Here is a 22,490-nt window from a genome sequence, read left to right on the forward strand (position 1 = left end):
GGTTGGAGAGACCGGGCTTATTGGCCCCTGATCGAGGGGCCTAAGTTTAACCACAGGAGAGGTTGGCCTCCAGCCTAATTTCAGACGTGGGTGGTGGGATTATCCGTTGTTGCGGGATTTGTCTATATGGCCCAGTGACTTATCTGGACAGGCGGCGTCCCGGACTATCTGTTTAAGCGTGGCGACATCGGGAAAGCCGCCATTTACGCTGCGATCCCAGATAGTCTCTGCGTCGCACAGTATCTTGAATTCGCCTTTACCGGCGGGAATCAGGGCGACTTCTTCCAGTTCGTCAGTAAATGTCGTCAGCAATTCCTGCGCCATCCAGGCGGAACGCAGCAGCCAGCCGCACAAAGGGCAGTAACGTATGGATATTTTGGGTTTCATGGTGTGGTCCGCATATTCCTCATAAGTTTTTCCCTATTATAAATTGCAGGTGAGTCGATGATGAGAGTGCGGTAAGCATTGTCGGACGCCTGTATTTCCAACGCGAATAATAATTAAGACATACGCAGCGGCATAGGAAACAAACATGCTTTGCATTCGATACCGTCAACTCCCCCTGTTTTCTCTCTTTTACGCCAGCAGGACTGGCGTTGAAACTACTTGGACGTTATTGGCGAAAATGCTGTACGCGCTGTCGATCAGCGTTTTTGTAAGCGCCTGTACTTCACCCCCGTCGCAACAGCAAACTGCGGTGCTTACGGCGGAGCAGCCGACGGAAGTCATTGTCGCGGCGCAGCAGGGCGACCAGGGGCGTCTGCGCAGTTTGCTGACCTCGGGCAGTCCTGTGAATGTCGTGGCGCCAGTGGGTTCCGCTTTGGATGTCGCGGCTCACAATGGCGATACGGAAGCAGTGATCGCATTGCTGCGAGCAGGGGCTGATCCTAATGTGGGGCTTCGCGCGGGTGCGCCTTCACCCTTGCACTACCTGGCTGAGCGGGGCGACGCCACTGGCGTAAAGGTGCTGGCGGCGGCCGGCGCCAAGCTGGACTACCCGATGGCGAATGGCGCCACAGCCCTGGCGCTGGCGGTGCAAAATGGCCATCTATCCACCGCCAAGGCGCTGATAAAGGCGGGCGCTGACGTCAATGTCGTCTATGCGGGCCGGTCTCTGTTGATGTATGTGGTGGAGCAGAACTCTCTATTGATGGCGCAGTTGCTGGTTGACGCCGGCGTTGACGTTAACTACCGCAACGCCACTGGCGATTCAGCGCTGAGCACAGCGCAACGCAAGGGCTTGCAGGACCTGCAAATGCTATTGTTGCAATCAGGAGCTCGCTCCTAGCTGCGGTTGGATAAAAATTGAACTGCGTCCTAGACTGATAAAGGGCGCAGAAAATAACAATCAGCGTGGCGTTCGCCCATTTCAATACGCTGCGGTGTTGGTCGGGATCAGGTTTATGTGCGTATCTCCTGGACGAAGTCTGGGGGTGTTCGTCGCCGTCGGCGTCCTTTACGTGATGCTGGCGTGTAACGGAGTGTCTGCGATAACCCCTGGTATTCATGATGCAACCCGTCGCGTGTTGTTCATCAGTTCGTATCATCCACAGTTCCCCACGTTTTCTGAGCAGGTCAGGGGGCTCAACAGCGCCTTCGATGGACAGAACATTGAACTCGATATCGAGTTCATGGACAGCAAGCGCCTCAGCACTCCCGAACACTACCAACGCTTTTACGAGTTATTGAAGGGAAAGTTACAAGCGCTGCCTTCCTATGAGCTGTTGATCGTGGGCGATGATAATGCGCTTCACTTTGCTCTGGAGCGCCAAGCGGAGCTCTTCGCCGCAACGCCAATCGTCTTTTTCGGCGTCAACGATGCGAGGCTTGCTGCAAGCCTCAGTGGGAGAAGTGGGGTGACTGGCGTTGTTGAGGCTATTTCAATGGACGACACGGTGCAGTTAATGCGGCGCTTATATGGCGACAAGGCGCCGATTACCGTAATTACGGACGCGACTACCACCGGGCGTAACGATCTGCGTAGTTTTATTCACTTCATGACGAGAAGTCAGGATCGCAATTTTCGGGTGTTGTCATTGGAGCAACTGAGTTTTGGCGAGCTTTATGCGGAGCTGCGTGCGATACCCGTCAGTGATCCTGTGCTCTTGATCTCTCTGTTTCGGGACAAGAGTGGCGCAACCCTTGAGTTTCAGAAAAGCCTGTCTTTGATCCGCAATCACCTGAAAGCGCCGCTGTTTCATTTATGGATGCATGGTATTGGCCAAGGCATTCTGGGAGGGAAAGTCGTCTCTCATTTCGAACAGGCGCGCGTCGCCGCCAATATTGGACTGCGGGCGCTCAAAGGTGAAAGGGTTGGCGATATCCCGGTCGTGACCGATAGCCCAAACCGTTACGTGTTTGATTATCGTGAGATGCTGCGGTTTGATATTGGAGAGGATGAGTTGCCGCCGGACAGTGTATTGCTGTTTCGACCGGTGACTCTGTATCAGCAGCACAAGGCGTTGTTTTGGGGCGTGGTGCTGATCGTGGGCTTTCTCGCTTTATTGGTTATGCTGCTGATCGTCAGTTTACGCATGCGAGTGCGAACCCAACGTGAAGTCATGAAGATCAATGTGGACCTGGAGTCCAAGGTAAAGGAGCGCACGGAACAACTGGAGGAGAAAAACACGCAGCTTAGTCTGGTGCAGGCGATCGCCCAATTAGGCTCTTTTGAGTATCTGCCTGAGCAATGGAGCGTATGCTGCAACGCGGAGTTTTGCTCTATGGTAGGGTTGCCCTTTGAAGCCAGGAGCCTCAGCGTTGAAACCTTCATGAGCTTTATACATCCGTCGGATCGGGACGAACTGCGTAACGCGACGGAGCGCGCCTTGAAGATCAATCAACCTTTTCACGGTTGCCTGCGTACTATCCGGAAAGACGGCTCTCTCTGTTATTTCAATTACACTAGCCGTCCTATCAGCCATCGGGATGGGCGTACGTCCATTTTGGGGTCAGTGATCGACGTCACTCAGCTGAAAGAGGCGGAGTCCCGCTTCAAAGAAATGGCGAACCATGATGACCTGACTGGCCTCGCCAATCGGCGTCTGTTGGATGAACTGTTCACCAAGGCGGAACATATGGCTCGACGGTGTGCGAATGAAATTGTGGTTCTGTACTGCGATCTGGATAAGTTCAAGCCGATCAATGATCAATACGGACATGATGTCGGCGATGCGGTGCTGGTGGCGGTGGCGCAGCGCTTGCGGGAAAGCTTTCGCGAGTCCGATACGGTGGCGCGAATTGGGGGCGACGAGTTTGTCGTTCTGTTGAATGGTCACTGCTCCAAAGATCAACTCCACGGCATCATCCACAAGACCAAGCACAGCCTGCGCGGTCCTATTCATATCAAAAACGTCAGTTGTAACCTGGATGTCAGCATTGGGTACGCCGCCTATCCAGGAGACGGCGTTTGCCTTGACACATTGTTGAACGTGGCGGACAGCAGGATGTACCAGGAAAAGCAATATTCGTGATCAATTGTAATACTCGGGGAACCTTCGGCCAGCCGCCCGGTCTAACTGTGCAATTCAATATATCTAGAGGAAATAACAATGCCGAACGCGTTAATCATGCCTTTTCAATGGGGAATCAAGGCAGTGGAGATGTTGCAACCAGTTTACTTGCTGGCCATCCGGATTTACTTGGCGAAAATCTATTTCATGTCCGGAATGACCAAGATAAAGAGCTGGAGCACCACATTGGCGTTGTTCGAGTATGAGTATTCCGTTCCTGTTGTTTCTCCCGCTTTCGCCGCGTACTCCTCTACGGCGGTTGAGCTGATCTGCTCCGTTCTGTTGGTGGTGGGCCTGGGCGCCCGCGTCGGCGCGGCTGGCTTGTTGGCGTTGAGTATTGTTGGTATCTACTCAGCGGCTGAGTTAATTGGCGCCGTGGGAGTGAAAGAGCTACTGTTCTGGGGTGGGTTGCTATCTGTGATTGTCGCCTACGGTCCTGGTTTACTGTCTGCGGATCATTGGCTACGTAAACGTTATTTGCCGACCGCCTGATTTTAACTATCGATCGAAAAAAGGAGCTTAAACAGCTCCCTTTTTTAATGCTTAAGGAATATATCCGGCGATAAATCCGCCTTGAATGCATTGTTGAAGTAATGCGCCCAAGTCGACATCTGGGAAGTTCTCGGCGAATCGCTCACACACCTCTTCAAAGTCAGAGAGTTCCTCTATGAGCTGCAGAAAACGGAAAGTGGGCGCGTCTAAAGGATCTATTCTGGCGCTCCATCCCGGACGCCAGACCATCAAATGAAAGTTGTCCTCAGATAACTCGACGGAGGCAAGATCTCCACCGGGTTGATGCGCGGCCCATATTTCATGCGCCGGATAAGCGCATTGCAAAAGCGTGGCGTTTGCAGGCAGGCGAAACTGTAGCGGAAGACCCTGAGCGCAGTAGTCATTGAACTGCGCCCAGTCATCACTGACATGATCGTCCGCTTCTTCCGCAATATGGATCAGCAACTCCAGCTTGGCTACATCAGTAAGAAATTCGATATGTTGAAGAGGCGTAAAATCAGCGAGAAAGGCGACAAATGCGGCGCCAAACTCTGTGAAGGAGTTTTCTTTAGAGGGAACTTCTGCAAAATAGCGGCGACACGTCGCGCGGAAGCACTCTTCTCCTAACAGTTCCTGGCAGACTGGAAACATAGTCTGCAAAGCGCGGACATGGGTTTCACGTAGACTGTCGCGATAGATATCCACACAGGTGCGTGCGCTCAAGCTGGTTTTGTCCTTGACCTGCAAGCACTCGCCTTGCTGGCGAATCTCCGCGAGCATACTGAGTTGTAAATCACGCAACGACATCTACTTCCTCCAACATGCGCTGAGCGATTGCGGCCTCGGCGGCGACTTCTTCAAAGCCGGGAATATCATTATCCCGCTCAATAAGAGTCGGTCTTGCGCCAATGGTTCTCAGGGCGTATTCATACAAATCCCAGACGTGCTGGTCCACCGGGGCTCCGTGGGTATCAAGGAGGTGGGTCTTCTTGTCTTCGAATCCCGCCAAATGGTATTCCGCTACGCGTTGCGCAGGAATCGCGTCGATATAAGTGCGCGGGTCAAATTCATGATTGATGGCGCTGACGTAGATATTATTGATGTCGAGTAACAGCAGGCAATCCGCTTCTTCGGCAATCTGACGCAGAAAATCCCACTCGCTCATGCAAGAGCTGTCATAAGTGAGATAACTGGACACGTTTTCCAGCAGAATGCGGGTCTCAAAAGTATCCTGCACGATTTTTATGCGTTCAGCGACATGGCGTATGGTTTCCTCCGTATATGGCAGCGGCATGAGTTCATGCAAATCGACGCCGTGGACAGAGGTCCAACAAAGATGTTCTGAGATCCAGGCCGGGCGTAACTCACGGCTCAAGGTTTGGAGTTTGCGTAAATAGTCCTTATCTAACGGCTCTGTGCCGCCTAAAGACATTCCGACGCCGTGTAATGTGACAGGGTAGTTAGAGGCGATATCAAGCAGACGCTTTTTAGCTACGCCGCCAGCAGTCAGGTAGTTGTCGGTGAGGGCTTCGAACCAGGGGAGAGAAGGGCGTTTTTCGAGGATATGACCGAAGTGGCAAGAGCGGAGGCCGATTCCCGCTCCGGAAATCGGCCCAGTCGCCTGCCGCCAAAGCGGCATTGGAATCATGACTTAACTTTGCCGCCTGACAGTTTTTCGCAAGTACCGGCGGGAACGTAGATCCACTCATCAGATGCATTGTCTGCTGTAGACTGGCCTGCACAACCATGGCTGCCTGCGGCGCAATCATTCATGCCAGCTTTTACGACGCCAGCGCATTTTTCGAAACCGGGCTTGGCTGCGTTTGCGGAACCTGCAACGCCCAGAGCGAGAACGGCTGCGATAGCGGTGGCTGCGGCAGTATTTTTAGCTTTCATCTACTTTATCCTTTAACTGATTTGGTTTGATAAATTGCAATGCACTGAATGTTTGGTGCTGGCAATTTTGACCTGCTGCGAAGAAAAAAGTTCACAACACTTCTGCAACGAAGCCAATTCTTTGATTAACTTTCCTTAACCAGCAGTTTTCGACGGCGTATAACCTTCACTTCTGTTCGGGTCGGCTGCGACGAATTCTGGGCTGGGTATCGGGAATTATAGGGCCTGGCGTGTTGGCGGGCTAGAATGGTTTCACGGGCGGATCGTATAAGCGCACACAGTGTGGTCGGGTCCATACTGGTTGGCACGTTGAATGGCGTTATCTGGCTGAGCTCGCCACCAGTGAGTTTAAATGCGACCTTTAAGCCTGAGCTGTGCTCAGCCTCCTGCATGATAGAGTCTATCTCCCAATCCATATTTCCCCTCCAACTTAAAGTCTGAGTCCTAACCGCCGGAATCTAAACGGTTAATAAAACTTGAGATTGTAGGGAGATTTCCCGGATTTACATCAGGAACATGGACGAGTGCGTTCTGTCTGAACTGCCTATGACTTAGGCTTATAAAGAGAGGATATTAGTGAGAAAGCAATAAGGGGTAAGCGGCTTTGGGCTGACAAATAAAAATGCGGAGGGGCCGAAGCCCATCCGCACTCTCTGCTGGTTAGCGAAAAAACTATTACAGTTTTTTGCCAGCTTCCAGGTCGTAACCAACGCGCTCTGGAGTCTTGCCAGCGTGCTTCTTGTCAGAAGCAGTGTAAGACATAGTCACTTTAGAGAAGCTCAGAGATACTGACTCGCTAGGAGCGGACTCTGCGCCAGCGGAAACGCTGTAGCTGCTGATCATTACGTCTTCCATTTCGTAGGAAACGTATTTTTCGATTTTGTCAGCTTGGGTGCGAACGATGTCGACCACAACTTTAACGCCAGCAGTACCAGTCAAAGACTCTTTGAACAGACCGGAAGAAGCGCTGTCCATCAGCTTGGAAACGGAGATTTCGCTGATGCTAGGACGAGTAGCTTCGCGGTTGGACATATGGCCTGCTTCCATAGTGATGTGGCGACCAACGCCGAATTGGAAGCTGTCCAGACGAATCCAGTCTTTGTAGCCTTCAGCAGTTACGTTGCCTTTAACTTTCAGACCGTCGTAGTTCATGTAAATAGCCATGGTGTATTCCCTATTCTGTAGTTTACGAATGTTTTGTGATCGACATTATATAAAGCGTCTATCTATCGAAAATGCCGTCAAAAAATTTCATGAAAAAGTAATTTTTTTCAGAGGCCAGCGGCATCCCGTTGAGACAGCATAATAGAGAAGAGGGTTAAACGTGGCAATACGTAAAATCCTTATTTTTTAATAAGTTAAATCGACTCTGACACTATTTTACTGTAGGTGGAGTACGACTTCTACTTCACTCTGATGGCTTTATTTTGAGCAAACCAAGTTCACTCTGACCCTATTTATTTTGCTGTAAGTGTAATGATGTCCTTAAATTACTTATATGTCTGTGGCTTCACTCTGTCCCCATTTTTTAAATCACTCTGACACTATTTAATTTGGTCTGATACAACTTCCATATCTTCACTCTGAGTCTTATTAATTGAAATTATTTTTATGCCCATTCATAAAGGGTGTTGTAACTGAAATAAAACCAATCAAAAGGCATAATCCTATTGTTTTATCTGGTAGATATTAATAATGAATTTAAGTTGGATTTTGCCTGTGTGATGAATGGGCTGTATGTATTTTATTCAGCTTTGGGCGTAAGAAATAAAGAGTGTAAGAAACAGGTAACGGAAGAGAACGAAATTATTCGCGAACGGAATTGACTGAAGGAGAGTGGTTCATTCGAGAAGACTGGTCGTCACCAGCTTCTCGAGGTCAGCGTGAGCGGCTCGAAAGCGCCGGACTTGTTGAGCTGAAGAGCCCAGACGTTTTCGCTGGCCTGATGATCAATGGAACTGAAAGAGATTAATTCTCCAATGCCGAGGTCAATATCTTTCAGGCTTTCCAGCGTAGATACCATTGTTTCTGTATCGAAGTTGCGGCCAGCCCGCTGTAAGGCTTCAGTAAATAGCGAGGCGGCTAGATAACCTTCAAGGGATTGCGCGTCAGGTTTGTGGTCAGGGAAGTAGCGCTGCATAGCCTGACGATGGCGCAGGACGCCGGTTGCATACGAATGCACTGGAGGGGTTGCCTGGGTTGCGATAAGTCCGGCTGTGTGCGGCGCTTCCAGACTTTTTAAGTCTTTCGCCAGAGCATCCGTGCTGGCGGAAGATACGACGGCGACCTGTCCTTCCCAACCTGCTTTGCGGATGCGGTTGATTGTTCTCGCTGTGGCGGCATGGTTGCCGATAATGACCAGAGCCTGTAGTTCACTTTGCTCTTTGAGAAAAAGACGAGCAGGGCCTTCGACCTGTTCTATATAGGGTTGGTAAGTGAACTGCGGAATATCCCGAGCGTGGACATTATAGAAAGCGAGAGCCCGCTCCATACCCGCAAGTCCGTCACGTCCAGAGGCGGTGTCTTCATAAAGCACGGCGATCCGGCTGGGCTCAACTTCCTGGATATCCACAAAGTGGCGCACGATAGCGAAGGTTTCATCTGCATATCCGATCCGGAAATTAAAAACGTAACGATCAGGGGGATTGCGGCGTAACGCAGCCGCGCCGGATTGTACGCCGATCACCAGCGTCTGTTGCTCCATAATCGCCGGGAGGAGGACTTCCGGCGCGCCAATATTGCCAATAAGAGCAAATGAGCCATTCTGTGATAGCAGAGTTTGCATGTTGATACGGGACTTTAGTGGCTGATTCGCGTCGTCGAAGGCCTGTAATGTCAACATACGCCCATGTATACCGCCGTTGGCGTTGAGTTCTTCAAAACGGGCCTGTACTCCACGTCTGGCGGAGCTGCCTTGCGCTTGGCCCTCTTCACTTATCGGGGCGCTCATGCCGATGCGAATCTCATTCTCGTTCACACCCCGTGGCGCGGACCAACCATTAAGCTCTGCGTTCAGATCGGACAGCTGGTAGCGTACTTTGGGCGATAACAGGCTGGCGGATAGCAAGCCCATGACGATGGCGGCCCCCGCGAAAAAGTATTTAACTGCGGCAGGGATGCGGAATGCAGTACGCCTCTTCGACTCTTGCGCCTGCGGCAATTGCGTTGCAATGCCGGAATGAGACTGGCTGGTTGAGCCGGATGTTCCGTTACGAGTGAGATGAAGCGACTTGGTCAGTGTGGTTGAATCTACTTCAATAGGCTGACTGAAGGCGCGCTCTTCTCTTGAATGAGCGGGGTCAACCAGCGTCGCCGGGTTCATATCCTCTACATGGCCGATGGCGCCGGCGGCTTTAAAGGCGGATTGAAACTTTTTCGCCTGACTTAGGCTCAGGTTCTTGCGAACAATAATTCGCCTGCCGCTGAACATTTTTTTCAGACCTGCGTCACTGATAGAAAACTTGGTTTTCAGTTTTTTCAGGACGATGGCGCGTTCGACGCCTTCCGCCAGTTCGCCTGCAAAGACAAACGCGTAAGTCGTCAGGTTGACCAGCTTCAGGCCGTGATCATTGCTGTTGCGTACGGCGTTGCGCGCCCGCAATTGCAGATCGCGGACCATATCAAGGCAGCTTTCGTAGCGATCAGCAGGGGCAATCGCCATGGCTTTGGTGAGCACCGGCTCCAGTATTTTATTGCGCGGGTCAGCCAGTTCCTTATCGCTTAAGGGCTGCGGCAGGTATTTGCGCTGCTGCGCCATGATTTGGTGGTGCGTCTCGCCATTAAAAGGACGCTCGCCCGTGATGCAGTAATAAAGGACGGCGCCGAGCGCATAGATATCCGCGCGTCCGTCGATGTCTTTCGAACTGTCGATCTGTTCCGGGGCGAGATAGCCCGGCGTACCGACCACCAGGCCCATTTGGGTGTACTGCAGATCCTGCTCTTCCAGGGGTTTGCTGATGCCGAAGTCGAGCAGCTTGGCGACGGAATGATTGCCCGATACCTTGGCCACCATGATGTTGCCGGGCTTGAGATCACGATGGACGATATTGAGCTGATGCGCTGCCTGCAGACCTGCGGCCATCTGTTCGATCAGCCAGACGACATTTTCCAGCGGCAGTCCGTTCCCATGCTTTTCCATCAGGTCGGACAGGACTTCTCCTTGCAGGAACTCAGCCACCAGATACAGCATATTGTCTTCGGTTGCGCCGAAGTCGAATACCTGCATGACATTGGGGTGGTTGAGCTGACTGGCGATGCGGGCTTCGCGATAGAAGAGTTGGATATAGCCCACATTGGGAGCGCCTGAGCGCAATACTTTGACGACGACCAGCCGGTCCAGCGACAACTGACGGGCGACATAAACCCGGCTCATGCCGCCATCGGCCAGGAGATACTCCAGGCGGTACATGCCTTTAAGCACGCGGCCGATCATTGAGTCGGCGGCGTTATAGCCTGTGGCGTCCTCGAACGAGGCGGGCGCCGGAGTGTCTGTTGTGAACTTTGCAATAGCCGTCATCAACGTCCCTATTCAGATCTGGACAAATTATTCTGTCTCCCATCCGGACAAAAGCGGGGTGGGCGCGTTGACGCCGGAGGATTCCGCGGAGACTGAAGGATGGTTTTGGATTCCAACTGCCGGGCCAAAAAGTGTGGCCGGAATCTGTTCAAAGTCGATTCAACTTTGATCAGTTTTTATCTTGCCTGATATTCTCTCATATTTATTTAGTGAGTATGGTCTAGGCTATTCGGGTGAGGCGCGGGAGCCCATGAAATGGGGCTTCCATGAAAAATAAAGGCGGCATTCAGGCCGCCTTTTTTGACGAGATTTTACAAAGTTGTCACGTTTTGTCTGCGAATAATTTTTGGATGCTGGAGAAGTCCAGCAGTCCGGACCCTTGTCTGCTGTGCGCTTGATACAGCGACTTGGCCAGGCCGCCCATCGGCGTGCTGGAACGGCTTTGAATCGCGGCTTCTAACGCCAGGCCGAGATCCTTGTTCATCAGATTAACGGCGAAGCCGCCTTCATACTCGCGCCCGGCCGGCGCGTTATCCATAACGCCGGGATAGGGGTTGTAAAGTTCCAAAGACCAGTTTCTGCCTGAGCTTTTCAACATGATGTCGGAAAGCACCTTGGGATCAAGTCCCAGATTGACGCCCAGCTGAAGCGCTTCCGCAGTACCGATCATGTGAACGGCCAACAGCATATTGTTGCAGATCTTCGCAGCTTGCCCGGCCCCGTGATCGCCTGCGTGAAACAGGTTTTTACCCATTGCTGACAGAGCTGGCTGAGCTTTTTCCAGGTCCTGAGGCGAGCCTCCGATAATAAAGGTCAGCGTTCCCGCCGTGGCTCCAGCAGTGCCGCCGGAAACTGGCGCGTCCAACATGGCGAAGCCTTTTTTGCTGGCTTCCGCAGCGATGCGGCGAGATGTCTCTGGCGCGATGGTGGAACAATCGATCAGCAGAGGACGCTCCTCAAGCTGGGTTAACAGGCCGTTCTCGCCTAGATAGACAGCTTCAGAGTGCTCACTGGCCGGCAACATAGTAATTACCGCATCGACGCCTTGGGCGGCCTCCAGGGCGCTGCCGCAAGCGGTGGCGCCCGCCTTCTCTGCGGCGGAGACTGCATCTTTGACTAAGTCGAAAACACGTAACTCAAATCCGGCTTTCAGCAGGTTGTGAGCCATGGGGCCACCCATGTGCCCGAGGCCGATAAATCCGATAGTTTTCATGGTTTCCCTCCAGATTGTTATTTTTGTCTGGGTGATTAATTGAAGGACCGGAGCCCTCGCGTGTGCTTACAGTACAGCTAAGTCATGCAAGGGATTAACGTCCCAAGGGGAAGAGAAGAATTCATCCACCCACGCTACAGGAACATCCGCAAACGACGGATAGCGCCATTGCGGTTTGAAGTCTTTATCAATGAGCAGGGCTCGCACGCCTTCGCGGAACTCGGGGTGCATCGTACACTGCACCGCCATAATCAGTTCACGTTTGAATACGTCGGGCAAGCTCAGGCCGCCGCCCTCATGAATTTGCCGCCATACCAGGTGCGCGGTGGTCGGGCAGCCGTTACGCAGAGATTTCTGCGCTTTGCCAACCCATTCATCCACGGTGGGGTAGTTCAGAATGGCGTCCACCACCTGAGTGACGGAGTCGCCCTGGGTAACCTGCTTGATCATGGCGCGATGCTGCGCCACCTGTCCGCCCGGGCGTTGCGACTGATGCTGCTCATTCCAGGAGCGCAACAGTTGCGTGACGCGGGTATGGTTACTTTCAGGGCTGCTCCAGGAGGTTCTGGTTAGCGCTTGTAGAAAGGCTTCCTTCTGTGCATGGGGCAAAAAGCCGTCGGCCCAACCCAGTTCAAGCGCATCGGCGGCGTTACAGGCGGCGCCGGTTAAGCCCAGATAAAGGCCTGCTCCGTCGGGCATGCGATTGAGGAACCAAGTGCCGCCGACATCGGGAAAGAGCCCGATGGTGACTTCAGGCATGGCGATACGGGAAGACTCCGTGACAATTCGGTGACTGGCTCCGGCCATTAGACCCAAACCGCCGCCCATGACGATGCCGTTGCCCCAGCAGACGACAGGTTTAGGATAGACGTGTATGAGGTAGTCGAGACGGTATTCCCGTGTGAAGAACTCTTCTGCATAAGCGGGAGGACCTTCGCCTGCGTCGCACATGGATTCATACATTTGCACGATATCGCCGCCGGCGCAGAAGGCTTTATCGCCCGCTCCCTGCATAAATACCGCGACGATTTTGTCGTCCAGCCGCCATTCCTGCATGACGCTGTACATCGACTCGATCATGCTCAGCTTCAACGCGTTGAGCGATTTCTCCACGTTCAGGGTGATCACGCCGATGCGGTGACCATCGCTGCATTCGCGTTCTTCGAATAAAACAGGTTTTTCGCTCATTCCTCTCTCTTCCATCTATTCAACATTGTCAGATGTCGCCCTTTAGCGGTTTTTCCATTGCGGCGAGCGTTTGCCGAGGAAGGCGTTGACGCCCTCTTTCTGGTCTTCGGTATCAAACAGATCTACAAACAGCTCTCTTTCTACCGGCAGGCCCATACGCTGCGGCGCGCTACGGGCGGACTGAATCAGCTCTTTACAGGCGCGTACTGCGGGCGGGCTCTGACGCGCGACTTTTTCCGCCCAGGCCAGTGCGGTCTCGCGGGCGGCGCCTTTTTCCACGACCGCTTCCACCAGTCCGATATTAAGCGCGGTTTCAGCGTTGACTCGCTCACCCATCAATATCATGCGTTTCGCCCAGCCTTCGCCGACCAGCCAGGGTAGATTCTGTGTGCCTCCCGCGCAGGGCAGCAGGCCGACGCTGGCTTCGGGCAACGCCATTTGCGCATGAGTCTCGGCGATGCGCAGGTCGCAGGCGAGCACGCACTCCAAGCCGCCGCCCATGGCGTAGCCGTTGATTGCAGCGATGGATACGCCGCGGTAGTTGGATAGGGTTTCGAAGGCTTCGCCAAAGATACGCGCCATATGGCGAGCTCTGGCTTTGTCTCCATCGGAGAACAGGTTCAGGTCTGCGCCGGCGGAGAAGAATTTTTCGCCTTGCCCGGTGATCACCAGCGCATAAACGTCTTTGTTGTCATTGAGTTGCTGAATTAACGCCTTGAGCGCCGGCAGACTGGTTTCATCCCAGGTGTTGGCGGGCGGGTTGGCGATAGTGAGCACGGCGGTGCGCTCAATGATTTCAAGTTGGAGTTTCTCTGTGCCTGTCATTAGCGAATAGTCTCCATGGCGTGTTCGAGGAGTAGGCGGCGTGCGATGATGACGCGCATGATTTCGTTGGTTCCTTCCAGAATCTGGTGCACCCGGCTGTCGCGAACGAAGCGTTCCAGCGGATATTCCTTGATGTAGCCATAGCCGCCGTGGATTTGCAATGCGTCATTGCAGACCTTGAAGCCGGCGTCTGTCGCGAAGCGTTTGGCCATGGCGCTATAGGTGGAGGCTTCCGGGTGTTTGGAGTCCAGCTTGAACGCTGCGAGTCGCACCATCTGCCGGGCCGCCACCAAATCTGTGGCCATATCCGCCAGTTTGAATTGCAGCGCCTGAAAGTCGGACAGCTTGCGCCCGAACTGCTCTCGCTCCTGCATATAACGCTGTGCGGTTTCCAGCGCCGCCTGGGCGGTGCCGATGGAACAGGTTGCGATATTAATGCGACCGCCATCGAGTCCCATCATCGCAAATTTGAAGCCTTCGCCTTCCGCGCCAAGGCGGTTGGTCTGGGGAATACGCACATTATCGAATGTAATCGCGCGCGTGGGCTGACTGTTCCAGCCCATTTTGTCTTCCTTACGGCCGTAGGTGACGCCGGAGGCGTCAGCGGGCACGACCAGCGCGGACACGCCTTTGGCGCCGGGTTCACCGGTGCGCGCCATCACCACCAGCACATCCGTGCTGCCAGCGCCGGAAATAAACATCTTGGAGCCGTTGATAACGTAGTCGGAGCCGTCTTTCTTCGCAGAGGTGCGCAAAGAGGCGGCGTCTGAACCTGCGTTGGGCTCAGTGAGGCAATAGGAAGCCAGCAGCTCGCCGGAGACCAATTTGGGCAGCCAGGCCTGACGCAGCTCATCATGGCCGAAGCTGGCGATCATCCAGGTGGCCATGTTGTGAATGGTCAGGTAAGCGGTGGTGGAGGTGCAGCCGCGTGACAGCTCTTCGAAGATGATCGAGCTGTCCAGACGGGGCAGGCCGAGGCCACCCCATTCCTCCGGGGTATACAGGGACAGAAAGCCCATTTCGCCGGCTTTGCGGATTGTCTCCACAGGGAAGTGGGCGGTGGCGTCCCACTCGGCGGCGTGGGGCGCCAGTTCTTTCTCGGCGAAGGCGCGGGCGCTGTCGCGGAAAGCAATTTGCTGTTCGGATAGTTCAAAATTCACGATACATACACTCTTAACAGTTGCCTATCACCGCATCCTTACCGCATTTGAATGGTCAGGTTCGGGCCTTGCACTTCTTCGCCGTGATGGAACCAACGGCTGATCACGGTTTTGGTCTCGGTGTAGAAACGCACCGCCTGTTTGCCGTAGGCATGCTGGTCGCCATAGAAAGAGTTGCGCCAGCCGGTGAAGGAGAAGAAGGGGAGAGGCACAGGGATAGGGATGTTGATGCCGACTTGTCCCACTTGCACATTGCGCTGGAAGTGACGCGCCGCCCCGCCGGAGTTGGTGAACAGCGAGACGCCATTGCCGAAGGGGTTGTCGTTGATCAGCTTGAGGGCGTCGTCAATGGTGTCCACTTGCATGGCGAGCAGCACTGGCCCGAAGATTTCCTCACGATAGATCGTCATATCCGGGGTGACTTTGCTGAACAGCGTTGGACCGACCCAGTTGCCTTCCGGGAAGTCAGGATGGGTGAAGCTGGAGCCGTCGAGAAGACATTCCGCGCCTTCTTCTTTCCCCTTGGCGAGCAGCCCCAATACGCGATCTCTGGAGCCGCGACTGATCAGCGGGCCGTAGCCTGCAGCTTCGTCGTTCCAGGCGCCGGGCTTCACTTCCGCCATAGAAGCTTTGAGTTCGTCCAGCCACTGTGCGGATTCGCCGACGAATACCGCGACGGAGATGGCCATGCAGCGTTGCCCAGCAGCGCCGACGGAGGCGCCGGTCAGATGCGAGATAACCTGTTTCTTGTCCGCATCCGGCATGATGACCATGTGGTTTTTGGCGCCGGTCATACATTGCACTCGCTTCAGGTGCTGTGTGCCGGTGCGATAGATATGCTGCCCGACAGGCGCTGAGCCGACGAAGGAGATGGCTTTGATATCTGGATGCGTCAGCAGCATGTCCACTTGTTCGCGATCGCCATGCAGGACTTGCAGCACACCTTTGGGGAAGCCCGCTTCGTCGAACAATTGCGCGATGCGCATTGGCGTCAAAGGGTCCTGCTCGGAAGGCTTAAGTACAAAAGTGTTGCCGCAGGCCAGCGCCATGGGGAACATCCACAGGGGGATCATCGCCGGGAAATTGAACGGCGTGATGCCGGCGCAAACGCCAAGCGGATGCATGTAGGAGCTGGTATCGATATCCCGCGCCACGTTCTCAACGGTTTCGCCCATCATCATTGAAGGGATGTTGCAGGCATGTTCCACGACTTCAATGCCGCGCCATACGTCGCCTTTGGCGTCGGCGAAAATCTTTCCGGTTTCCTGGCTGAGAATTTCTGCGATTTCGTCCTGGTTCTGCTTGAGAAGTTGCACGAACTTCATCATCAGACGCGCCCTTTCGATGACGGGGACGTCCTTCCAGGTTTCGAAGGCCTGTTTGGCGCTGGCCACCGCCCGGTTGACTTCGTCCGGAGTGGCGCAGGGAGTGTTGGCCAGATTTAGCTGCGTGGCCGGATTCAGGTTCGGGATGTGGCGGGTGGCTGCGCTTTCCGTAAATGAGCCGTCTATATATAACGGGACCCTGGTTTGCATTTTGGGACTCCTTGTAATCTTATTTTTATGGATAGAATGAGCCTGCTCTGGAAGATGTCACACTGTCTTCCTCTACGCTCTGAGCCTTGGCTCGCATAGGGCCATTCTAGACCTTATGGCGGCGCAACGGCATTGCAGAATCCACCACGGGAATTAGCCATAACCGCCAAGAGGTAACGTAAATGCGTTATTTAAAAAGAGAAAATCGTGTGGCTGTGGGCGCTAAACGGAATAGCCGGGAAACGTTTAAAGGAAGCGGCGGCAGCGCGAAGGGCCCGGAGTATGAGAGTAAACGCTGTTAAGTTTTTAGAGCTCCCAAGTAGTTGCATTTTGAGAGTGAAGGGGCGGTCTGGAGAAGTAAGGACAGCAACTGACATTGAGTCAGTTGCTTGAGTAATCTGGACGAGTGTCCGATCAGGCGTCAGCGGTGGAGGAGGCTCCTGTGTCTCCCGCTTCGACGGTGGCTGCGTCGCGCTTTTCCTGCGCGCGCTTGATCATGTGGTTAAGTACGGTGCGAACAGTATAGGTTATGCCGAACAACGTCAGGGCCGCAGCTAGAGTTGATTCGATAGGCGCTTCCAATAACATGGTTTCTCCCGAGATTTAAGATGAAAACTTTGGTTAGCGCACTGACTGCATCGAGCTAACCAAAGCTTTCCTCCTGTGTGTTAGTGAAAATTTAACGTTCTCAAGGAGTAAACGGCTGTTCGAAAAAGCGGCCGCAGAATAACCAATTAGAGCGGGCGGTTCAAGGCGGAGCTTTGTTAAATTGTGCAAAGCTTGGCCTTTTTGATGCTTTTGTGTACAAGGATAAAAGTGGCAAGTTTATGTTTTTTATGAAGAAATTCATTAGTTATTGGGCAATGCCGTTACCTCTTGCTTTGCTGATCTCATTTATTGCGCTAATGATGTTGATCAGGGGACGCAGACGAAAATTGGCGCTGGGAATGCTCGGCGTGGTTTGGCTGGGATTGTTCACCATCAGCACCCCCTGGTTCTCTGACAAGGTGATGGAGCCGCTGGAGAGTCAGTATCCGCCCTACGCCGGTCAGGAGGTGCGCTATGTGGTGGTGCTGGGCGGTTATCATGAGACGGATTTGAGCCTTCCTATCACCAGTTATATAGAGGGCGATGCGATATATCGCATTATTGAGGGAATACGGGTGGCTCTGCTTAATCCGGAGGCGAGGCTGCTGGTGTCCGGCTATGCGCGTACGGACCCTCTCTCTAATGCGGAAGCCTACGCGAGATTGGCGGAGTCGCTGGGCTTTCCCCGTGAACGGATCGATCTGCAGGAAGATCCACGGGATACCCATGAAGAGGCCCTGGCGGCGCAGGCGCGCATGGGGGATCAGCCTTTCGCGCTGGTGACCTCGGCTTATCATATGCCCCGGGCGATGCAGCTATTTGAAGGCGTGGGACTGCATCCTATTCCGGCGCCCACAGGACATACCATCAAACATCATCGGGAACTGGACTGGCGACGCTTTCGGCCGGCGCTTGGCGGACTGGCCGCGACACAGAAGGCCTGGCACGAGTATTTAGGCGCGTTGTGGGCCAATCTGGTCGCAAGCATAAATTGAAATGGATCAAAAAACGGGTGTGTCTCCCGACGCACCGTGGCGGCGATGCTATGCTTAAAACATTCTCGCTTTGAAGATGTTGACGCACGCTTCCTACTAGATTTCAAACTGAGCTGAAGACTGATGTTTAACAGGGAATATCGCAACGCACGCTTCCTGATAGTGGACGGCAATACCCAATTGCGTCTGGCTCTGGAGAAAATGCTGAAATCATTCGGCGCCTGGTACATAGATATGGCGGCGGATGGCGATGAGGCTATCAACAAGTGCGAGCATGGACTGTTCGACGTCGTCATCTGTGACTACCAGCTTTCGGGCAGAAATGGCCAGCATGTTCTGGAAGAGCTGCGGGAGCGCAAAATTCTGCGTTACACCTCCTTGTTTGTCATGATGTCGGCGGAAACCACCCGGGAAATGGTGCTCGCGGCCATTGACCATCAACCTGACGCTTACATCAACAAGCCGATTACTTCCGATGTCCTGAAGCAGCGTCTGGATAACCTGCTGGTGGACAACGAGGTGTTATACGAGTTGAAGCACGCCATTGATATGGAGCGCTGGAGCGAAGCGATTTCCCGCTGTGAAGAAAAAATCGCCCGCGGCAGCAAATATCTGCGCTGGTGTGAAAAAACCGTGGCGGAGCTGTACTTCCAGACCGGCGCGCTCAATGAGGCGCTGCGGGTGTATCAACAGGTGCTGTCGGAGCGCACGCTGATCTGGGCGCAGGTCGGGGTGGCCAGAGTCTATATCGCCCAGGCGGATTACGACTTAGCGGAAGAATTACTGCGCAAGGTGGTGGAGGCGGCGCCAAACTGTCTGGTGGCCTATGATTTGCTGGCGCGGGTGTTGGTGGACACGCATCGGGGTAAAGAAGCGCAGGAATGGCTGGTGGATGCGGTGGGTTTATCGCCGACGGCCATCCTCAGACATGCCAGGCTGGGGGATATCGCCTGGGAAAATCAGGATGTGGACTGCGCAGTGGAGGCGTTTCGTAATGCTGTTGAGCTGGGACGCAAAAGCATCTTCGATCGGCTCGACAACCATCTGGGATTTTCCCGTAGTCTCTGTGAACGCGCCGGCGCGCAACCAAAAGTCATGCGTGAAGCGGCGCTGCAGGAAACCTTTGAAGTTCTGCGCAATATGGACGAGCGCTTTGTCATGAACGACACCGCTCGTTTTCAATATGAAGTGGTGGCGGCGAAGGCCTGTTGCATGCTGAAGCATGAAGAGGAGCGGGACGAGCGACTGGCGCAAGCGGAGACCCTGTATCAATCTGTTGGATTCAACCTGCCTAGCTCACGGGTCATGGAGTACGCTCAGGTGCTGCTGGCCAGTGGTAAAGATCTGGAGGCTGAGTTCATTCTGTCGCAATTATCCTTGATGCACGGGGATGAGCCTGAGCTGCAAAAACGAATTGAAGAAATGCGCGACGAGCCGGTCAGTCCGGCGGCGCGCCAAAAAGCGGCGGAATTGAACAAACAGGGGATTAGACTGGCCGAACAGGAGGACTTTAAAGGCGCTGTCGCGGCCTTTAACGAGGCGCTGGAGTATTCCGCCAGACATCCCGCCTTAAACCTGAATCTGGCTCAGGTATTGTTGAAGCAGCTGAGTTCCTCTCCCGGCGACGGCGCAGCGCGTAGAGCCTGCGCCGCCTGTTTTGACCGGATTGTGCATATCAAGCCCACGCACAAGCAATATCCCCGTTTTCAACACTTGCGCACTAAATTCGATGGCGCCCATGGCGGCGGCGTCGAGGCGCATAGCGCGGGATAACCATCGGCCGTTGCGCTCAGATCCAGCCTCGTAAATGCTGCTCACAGAGTTCCTGTAACAGTTCGATATGCTCCGGCTCGGCATTTAAGGCGGGGATATAATGAAAATCCTTGCCGCCAGCCTGTTCATACAGCCCCCGGTTTTCTTCTTCGATTTCCTCCAGCGTCTCCAGGCAATCTGCGGAGAAGCCGGGGCAGATGACGTCCAAGGCTTCGCAGCCGTTGGCGCCCAGCTCGGTAACGGTGGCGTCGGTGTAAGGCTTCAGCCACTCTGCCGTTCCCACTCGGGATTGAAAGCTCATCAGCCATTGGGATTCATCCAGCTTCAACGCTCTGGCTACGGCAAGGGCGGTTTCCTCAGCATCACGACGGTAAGGATCGCCCTTTTCCACGTAGGCTTTGGGCAGCCCGTGAAAGGAGAACAATAATTTGCCCTGACGACCTCGCACCCGCCAGTGGGCGCGCACGCTATCCACCAGGGATGAGATATAGGCGGGATGATTGTGATAGCGCTTCACGAAGCGAAGCTCCGGAATATCGCGCATCTTCGCCAGGGCCTGAGCCAGAGCGTCAAAGCTGGCGGCAGTGGTGGTGGCGGAGTATTGCGGATACAAGGGCAGCACAAGTACCTTTTCGATGCCCTGGCGTTGCAGCGCCGCGAGCTTGTCCGGCAGGGATGGCGCGCCATAGGTCATGGCGAAATCCACCAGCACACGGGCGCCCAGCTCTTGTCCCAATGCGTTTTGCAGTCCGCAGGCCTGTTGTTGCGTGATGGTTTTGATTGGCGAGCCCTTGGGCGTCCAGATTTTGCGATAGTTGGGAATGAGTTTTCTGGGGCGCAAACGGAGAATGACCAGATTCAGGATCGCCCACCAGATCAGGCGCGGGACCTCGATCACTCTGGGATCGCTGAGGAACTGCTTCAGGTAACGGCGTATGGCGGGGGCGTCTGGGGCGTCCGGCGTGCCCAGGTTGACAAGCAGCACGGCGCTCCGGGTGTTATCGGGACTAATGATCATTCAGATAGGCATTCCAGCTAAGGGATATTAATTTTATATCGGGAGAGCGCTTTGAAAACTGCAATGCGTCAATGCAAGCGCGCAGTTTGAATATTTACAATTGCGATCCCGAGTGTATGGCGTTGAATTATAGCGCCTTCGCAGAACGAAATGTGTCTACGCTTCCCATGCGCGGACGGATCATTTTCGACGTCCAGACAACCGTTCAAGCATAAGTTTTTGGCGGCTGGTGGGCGGCGAGCGACCTATGCTATAAAGGCTTGACAAAAATTCCAACACTCCAAGAAGGAGAATTACTGATGAGAGTAGCCAAGAAAGTCCCTTTAATCCTGGCCGGCATGGCTTCCATACTGCTTTCCGTGTCCGCACACGCGGCGGACGCAGCAGCGGGCAAAGCCAAGTCTGCAGTCTGCGCGGCATGCCACGGCGCGGACGGCAAGGCCGTTATCCCAACTTATCCCAACCTGGCGGGCCAGAACGAGCAGTATCTGGTGGAGGCGTTGAAAGCCTACCGCAGCAAAAACCGTAATGGCGGTCAGGCGGTTATCATGCAAGGTCAGGCGGCGGCGCTGTCTGACGACGATATCGCCAACTTGGCTGCGTATTTCTCCGGCCTGAAGTAACCTGACCTTTCGCGCAGCCGCGGATCAACGGCTGCGCTTGTCCCGCTCCAACCACTTTCAAGTCCCAGATTTCCGCCGCTTTTCCTTCGTTCTCCCATATATCTTCACGGTTCAGGCGCTTTCCTTTCTTGAGCTTGTCTTTACGCCATGGATAATTAGCGCCGTTACGCTGATTATCGCTGCCAAAGGAGTTAAAACAGGGCGTTATGACAGAACAGACAGTCAGACAGCAAACCGATGTGACGGCAGCCGATTTTGATTCCGGGGAATATATGCCTATCAAGGGCGAGCGTCCTATCGTCGCCAGGGCCCGTGAATTTTCCAGCGGATATCGGGTTACGCCGCATAAACACGAGTGTTGCCAGCTTATTTTCGCCACGTCTGGCGTGATGGAGCTGGTCACCGACGAGGGGGTATGGCTGATACCCCCGCAACGGGCGGTGTGGATGCCGCCCAATGTGGAGCATGGCATGCGCGCCCGTGGCGACGTGTCCCTGCGCACTATGTACATCCAGCCCCATGCCTGTCCCGTGAGCTTTCCGCAAAAGCCGCGCACGCTGCAGATATCGCCGTTGCTGAGGGAGTTGATCATTCGCGCGATGCGAGTTCCCAGCAATTACGACGAAGGTGGTCGGGATGGCCGTATTATGTCCTTGATTTTGGAGGAAATTGAATGGTCTGATGAGCGCCCGTTACGACTTCCCGCCACCCGCGATTCCCGCTTGCAGAACCTGTGTCGGGCTATCCTGGCCAACCCGGCTGATCCGCGCGAGCTGAAAGATTGGTCGACTGTAATCGGGGCGTCCGAACGTACGCTTTCCCGTTTGTTTCGCAATGAGCTGGGCGTGTCTTATCAATACTGGCGCCAGCAAGTCGCCGCGCTCAACGCAATCCCCCGTCTCGCCGCCGGCGACCCGGTGACACTGATCGCTGCGGATCTTGGCTACGAAACGCCGGGCGCCTTTTCCGCTATGTTTCGACGCATTATGGGCGTCGCTCCCAGTCTTTATTTTCAGCGCCAACCAGAAAGCTGACTTTTTATTAGGTTTGTCCGGTTCGGCGTAAACATTGGCTTCTCTCAGGAAGTAGGGCGGGCTGCACAGGCGTAGGATGCAAATCATCGGCCTGCGCAGATCAGGTCCCCCGATAGTCTTTC

General features: G+C 54.2%; 20 protein-coding genes. 7 read left to right on the forward strand and 13 right to left on the reverse strand.

The window, feature by feature from the left end:
- Nucleotides 1–99: 99 nt before the first annotated feature.
- Complete coding sequence (locus EUZ85_RS05060) at nt 100–387, reverse strand: SelT/SelW/SelH family protein (RefSeq protein WP_127968219.1); 288 nt, start codon at nt 385–387, stop codon at nt 100–102.
- 145 nt (nt 388–532) lie between these two features.
- On the opposite strand from EUZ85_RS05060, the gene EUZ85_RS05065 reads away from it, so the two are divergent.
- From EUZ85_RS05065 to EUZ85_RS05075, 3 genes are all read left to right on the forward strand, one after another.
- A complete protein-coding gene (locus EUZ85_RS05065; RefSeq protein ID WP_127968220.1) occupies nt 533–1,288 on the forward strand; it encodes an ankyrin repeat domain-containing protein in 756 nt (251 codons plus the stop codon).
- A gap of 115 nt (nt 1,289–1,403) precedes the next feature.
- Complete coding sequence (locus tag EUZ85_RS05070) at nt 1,404–3,473, forward strand: sensor domain-containing diguanylate cyclase (RefSeq protein ID WP_127968221.1); 2,070 nt, start codon at nt 1,404–1,406, stop codon at nt 3,471–3,473.
- Between the two features lie 78 nt (nt 3,474–3,551).
- Entirely contained in the window at nt 3,552–4,004 is a 453-nt protein-coding gene (locus EUZ85_RS05075; RefSeq protein ID WP_127968222.1) for a DoxX family protein, read from the forward strand.
- A 51-nt stretch (nt 4,005–4,055) separates the two neighbouring features.
- Here the strand turns inward: EUZ85_RS05075 and EUZ85_RS05080 are convergent, their stop codons facing one another.
- From EUZ85_RS05080 to EUZ85_RS31080, 11 genes are all read right to left on the reverse strand, one after another.
- Nucleotides 4,056–4,811, reverse strand: coding sequence for a DUF2063 domain-containing protein (locus EUZ85_RS05080; protein WP_127968223.1), 756 nt, complete (start codon nt 4,809–4,811; stop codon nt 4,056–4,058).
- On the reverse strand, nt 4,798–5,652 hold the full coding sequence (locus tag EUZ85_RS05085) for a DUF692 domain-containing protein (RefSeq protein ID WP_127968224.1): 855 nt from the start codon (nt 5,650–5,652) through the stop codon (nt 4,798–4,800). Before EUZ85_RS05085 ends, EUZ85_RS05080 begins: the two co-directional genes overlap by 14 nt.
- Nucleotides 5,649–5,900, reverse strand: coding sequence for a DUF2282 domain-containing protein (locus tag EUZ85_RS05090; protein WP_127968225.1), 252 nt, complete (start codon nt 5,898–5,900; stop codon nt 5,649–5,651). Before EUZ85_RS05090 ends, EUZ85_RS05085 begins: the two co-directional genes overlap by 4 nt.
- Nucleotides 5,901–6,575: 675 nt before the next feature.
- Nucleotides 6,576–7,064: a type VI secretion system tube protein Hcp gene (locus EUZ85_RS05095; RefSeq protein ID WP_011394613.1), complete on the reverse strand. Its 489-nt coding sequence runs from the start codon at nt 7,062–7,064 to the stop codon at nt 6,576–6,578.
- A 697-nt stretch (nt 7,065–7,761) separates the two neighbouring features.
- Nucleotides 7,762–10,416, reverse strand: coding sequence for an ABC transporter substrate-binding protein (locus EUZ85_RS05100; protein WP_127968226.1), 2,655 nt, complete (start codon nt 10,414–10,416; stop codon nt 7,762–7,764).
- Between the two features lie 322 nt (nt 10,417–10,738).
- Entirely contained in the window at nt 10,739–11,629 is an 891-nt protein-coding gene (gene mmsB, locus EUZ85_RS05105; protein ID WP_127968227.1) for a 3-hydroxyisobutyrate dehydrogenase, read from the reverse strand.
- Nucleotides 11,630–11,695: 66 nt separating this feature from the next.
- Nucleotides 11,696–12,817: an enoyl-CoA hydratase/isomerase family protein gene (locus EUZ85_RS05110; RefSeq protein WP_241566958.1), complete on the reverse strand. Its 1,122-nt coding sequence runs from the start codon at nt 12,815–12,817 to the stop codon at nt 11,696–11,698.
- Nucleotides 12,818–12,859: 42 nt separating this feature from the next.
- Complete coding sequence (locus EUZ85_RS05115) at nt 12,860–13,642, reverse strand: enoyl-CoA hydratase (protein ID WP_127968229.1); 783 nt, start codon at nt 13,640–13,642, stop codon at nt 12,860–12,862.
- A complete protein-coding gene (locus tag EUZ85_RS05120; RefSeq protein WP_127968230.1) occupies nt 13,642–14,802 on the reverse strand; it encodes an acyl-CoA dehydrogenase family protein in 1,161 nt (386 codons plus the stop codon). Before EUZ85_RS05120 ends, EUZ85_RS05115 begins: the two co-directional genes overlap by 1 nt.
- Nucleotides 14,803–14,840: 38 nt before the next feature.
- Nucleotides 14,841–16,337, reverse strand: a complete 1,497-nt coding sequence (locus EUZ85_RS05125; RefSeq protein WP_127968231.1) for a CoA-acylating methylmalonate-semialdehyde dehydrogenase — start codon at nt 16,335–16,337, stop codon at nt 14,841–14,843.
- A 414-nt stretch (nt 16,338–16,751) separates the two neighbouring features.
- Complete coding sequence (locus EUZ85_RS31080) at nt 16,752–16,925, reverse strand: hypothetical protein (protein ID WP_164887185.1); 174 nt, start codon at nt 16,923–16,925, stop codon at nt 16,752–16,754.
- Nucleotides 16,926–17,200: 275 nt separating this feature from the next.
- Between EUZ85_RS31080 and EUZ85_RS05130 the strand changes: the two genes are divergently transcribed.
- The gene (locus EUZ85_RS05130) at nt 17,201–17,920 is read left to right on the forward strand and encodes an ElyC/SanA/YdcF family protein (protein ID WP_164887186.1); all 720 of its coding nucleotides are present in this window, start codon (nt 17,201–17,203) and stop codon (nt 17,918–17,920) included.
- Between the two features lie 123 nt (nt 17,921–18,043).
- The gene (locus EUZ85_RS05135; RefSeq protein WP_127968233.1) at nt 18,044–19,693 is read left to right on the forward strand and encodes a tetratricopeptide repeat-containing response regulator; all 1,650 of its coding nucleotides are present in this window, start codon (nt 18,044–18,046) and stop codon (nt 19,691–19,693) included.
- Nucleotides 19,694–19,709: 16 nt separating this feature from the next.
- Here the strand turns inward: EUZ85_RS05135 and hemH are convergent, their stop codons facing one another.
- On the reverse strand, nt 19,710–20,711 hold the full coding sequence (gene hemH, locus EUZ85_RS05140) for a ferrochelatase (RefSeq protein WP_241566959.1): 1,002 nt from the start codon (nt 20,709–20,711) through the stop codon (nt 19,710–19,712).
- 299 nt (nt 20,712–21,010) lie between these two features.
- On the opposite strand from hemH, the gene EUZ85_RS05145 reads away from it, so the two are divergent.
- Together EUZ85_RS05145 and EUZ85_RS05150 are read left to right on the forward strand one after the other, a co-directional pair.
- Nucleotides 21,011–21,334: a cytochrome c gene (locus EUZ85_RS05145; protein ID WP_127968234.1), complete on the forward strand. Its 324-nt coding sequence runs from the start codon at nt 21,011–21,013 to the stop codon at nt 21,332–21,334.
- Between the two features lie 206 nt (nt 21,335–21,540).
- Nucleotides 21,541–22,368, forward strand: a complete 828-nt coding sequence (locus EUZ85_RS05150) for a helix-turn-helix domain-containing protein (protein ID WP_127968235.1) — start codon at nt 21,541–21,543, stop codon at nt 22,366–22,368.
- Nucleotides 22,369–22,490: the final 122 nt, after the last annotated feature.

Source organism: Hahella sp. KA22, assembly GCF_004135205.1.
GTDB lineage: Bacteria > Pseudomonadota > Gammaproteobacteria > Pseudomonadales > Oleiphilaceae > Hahella.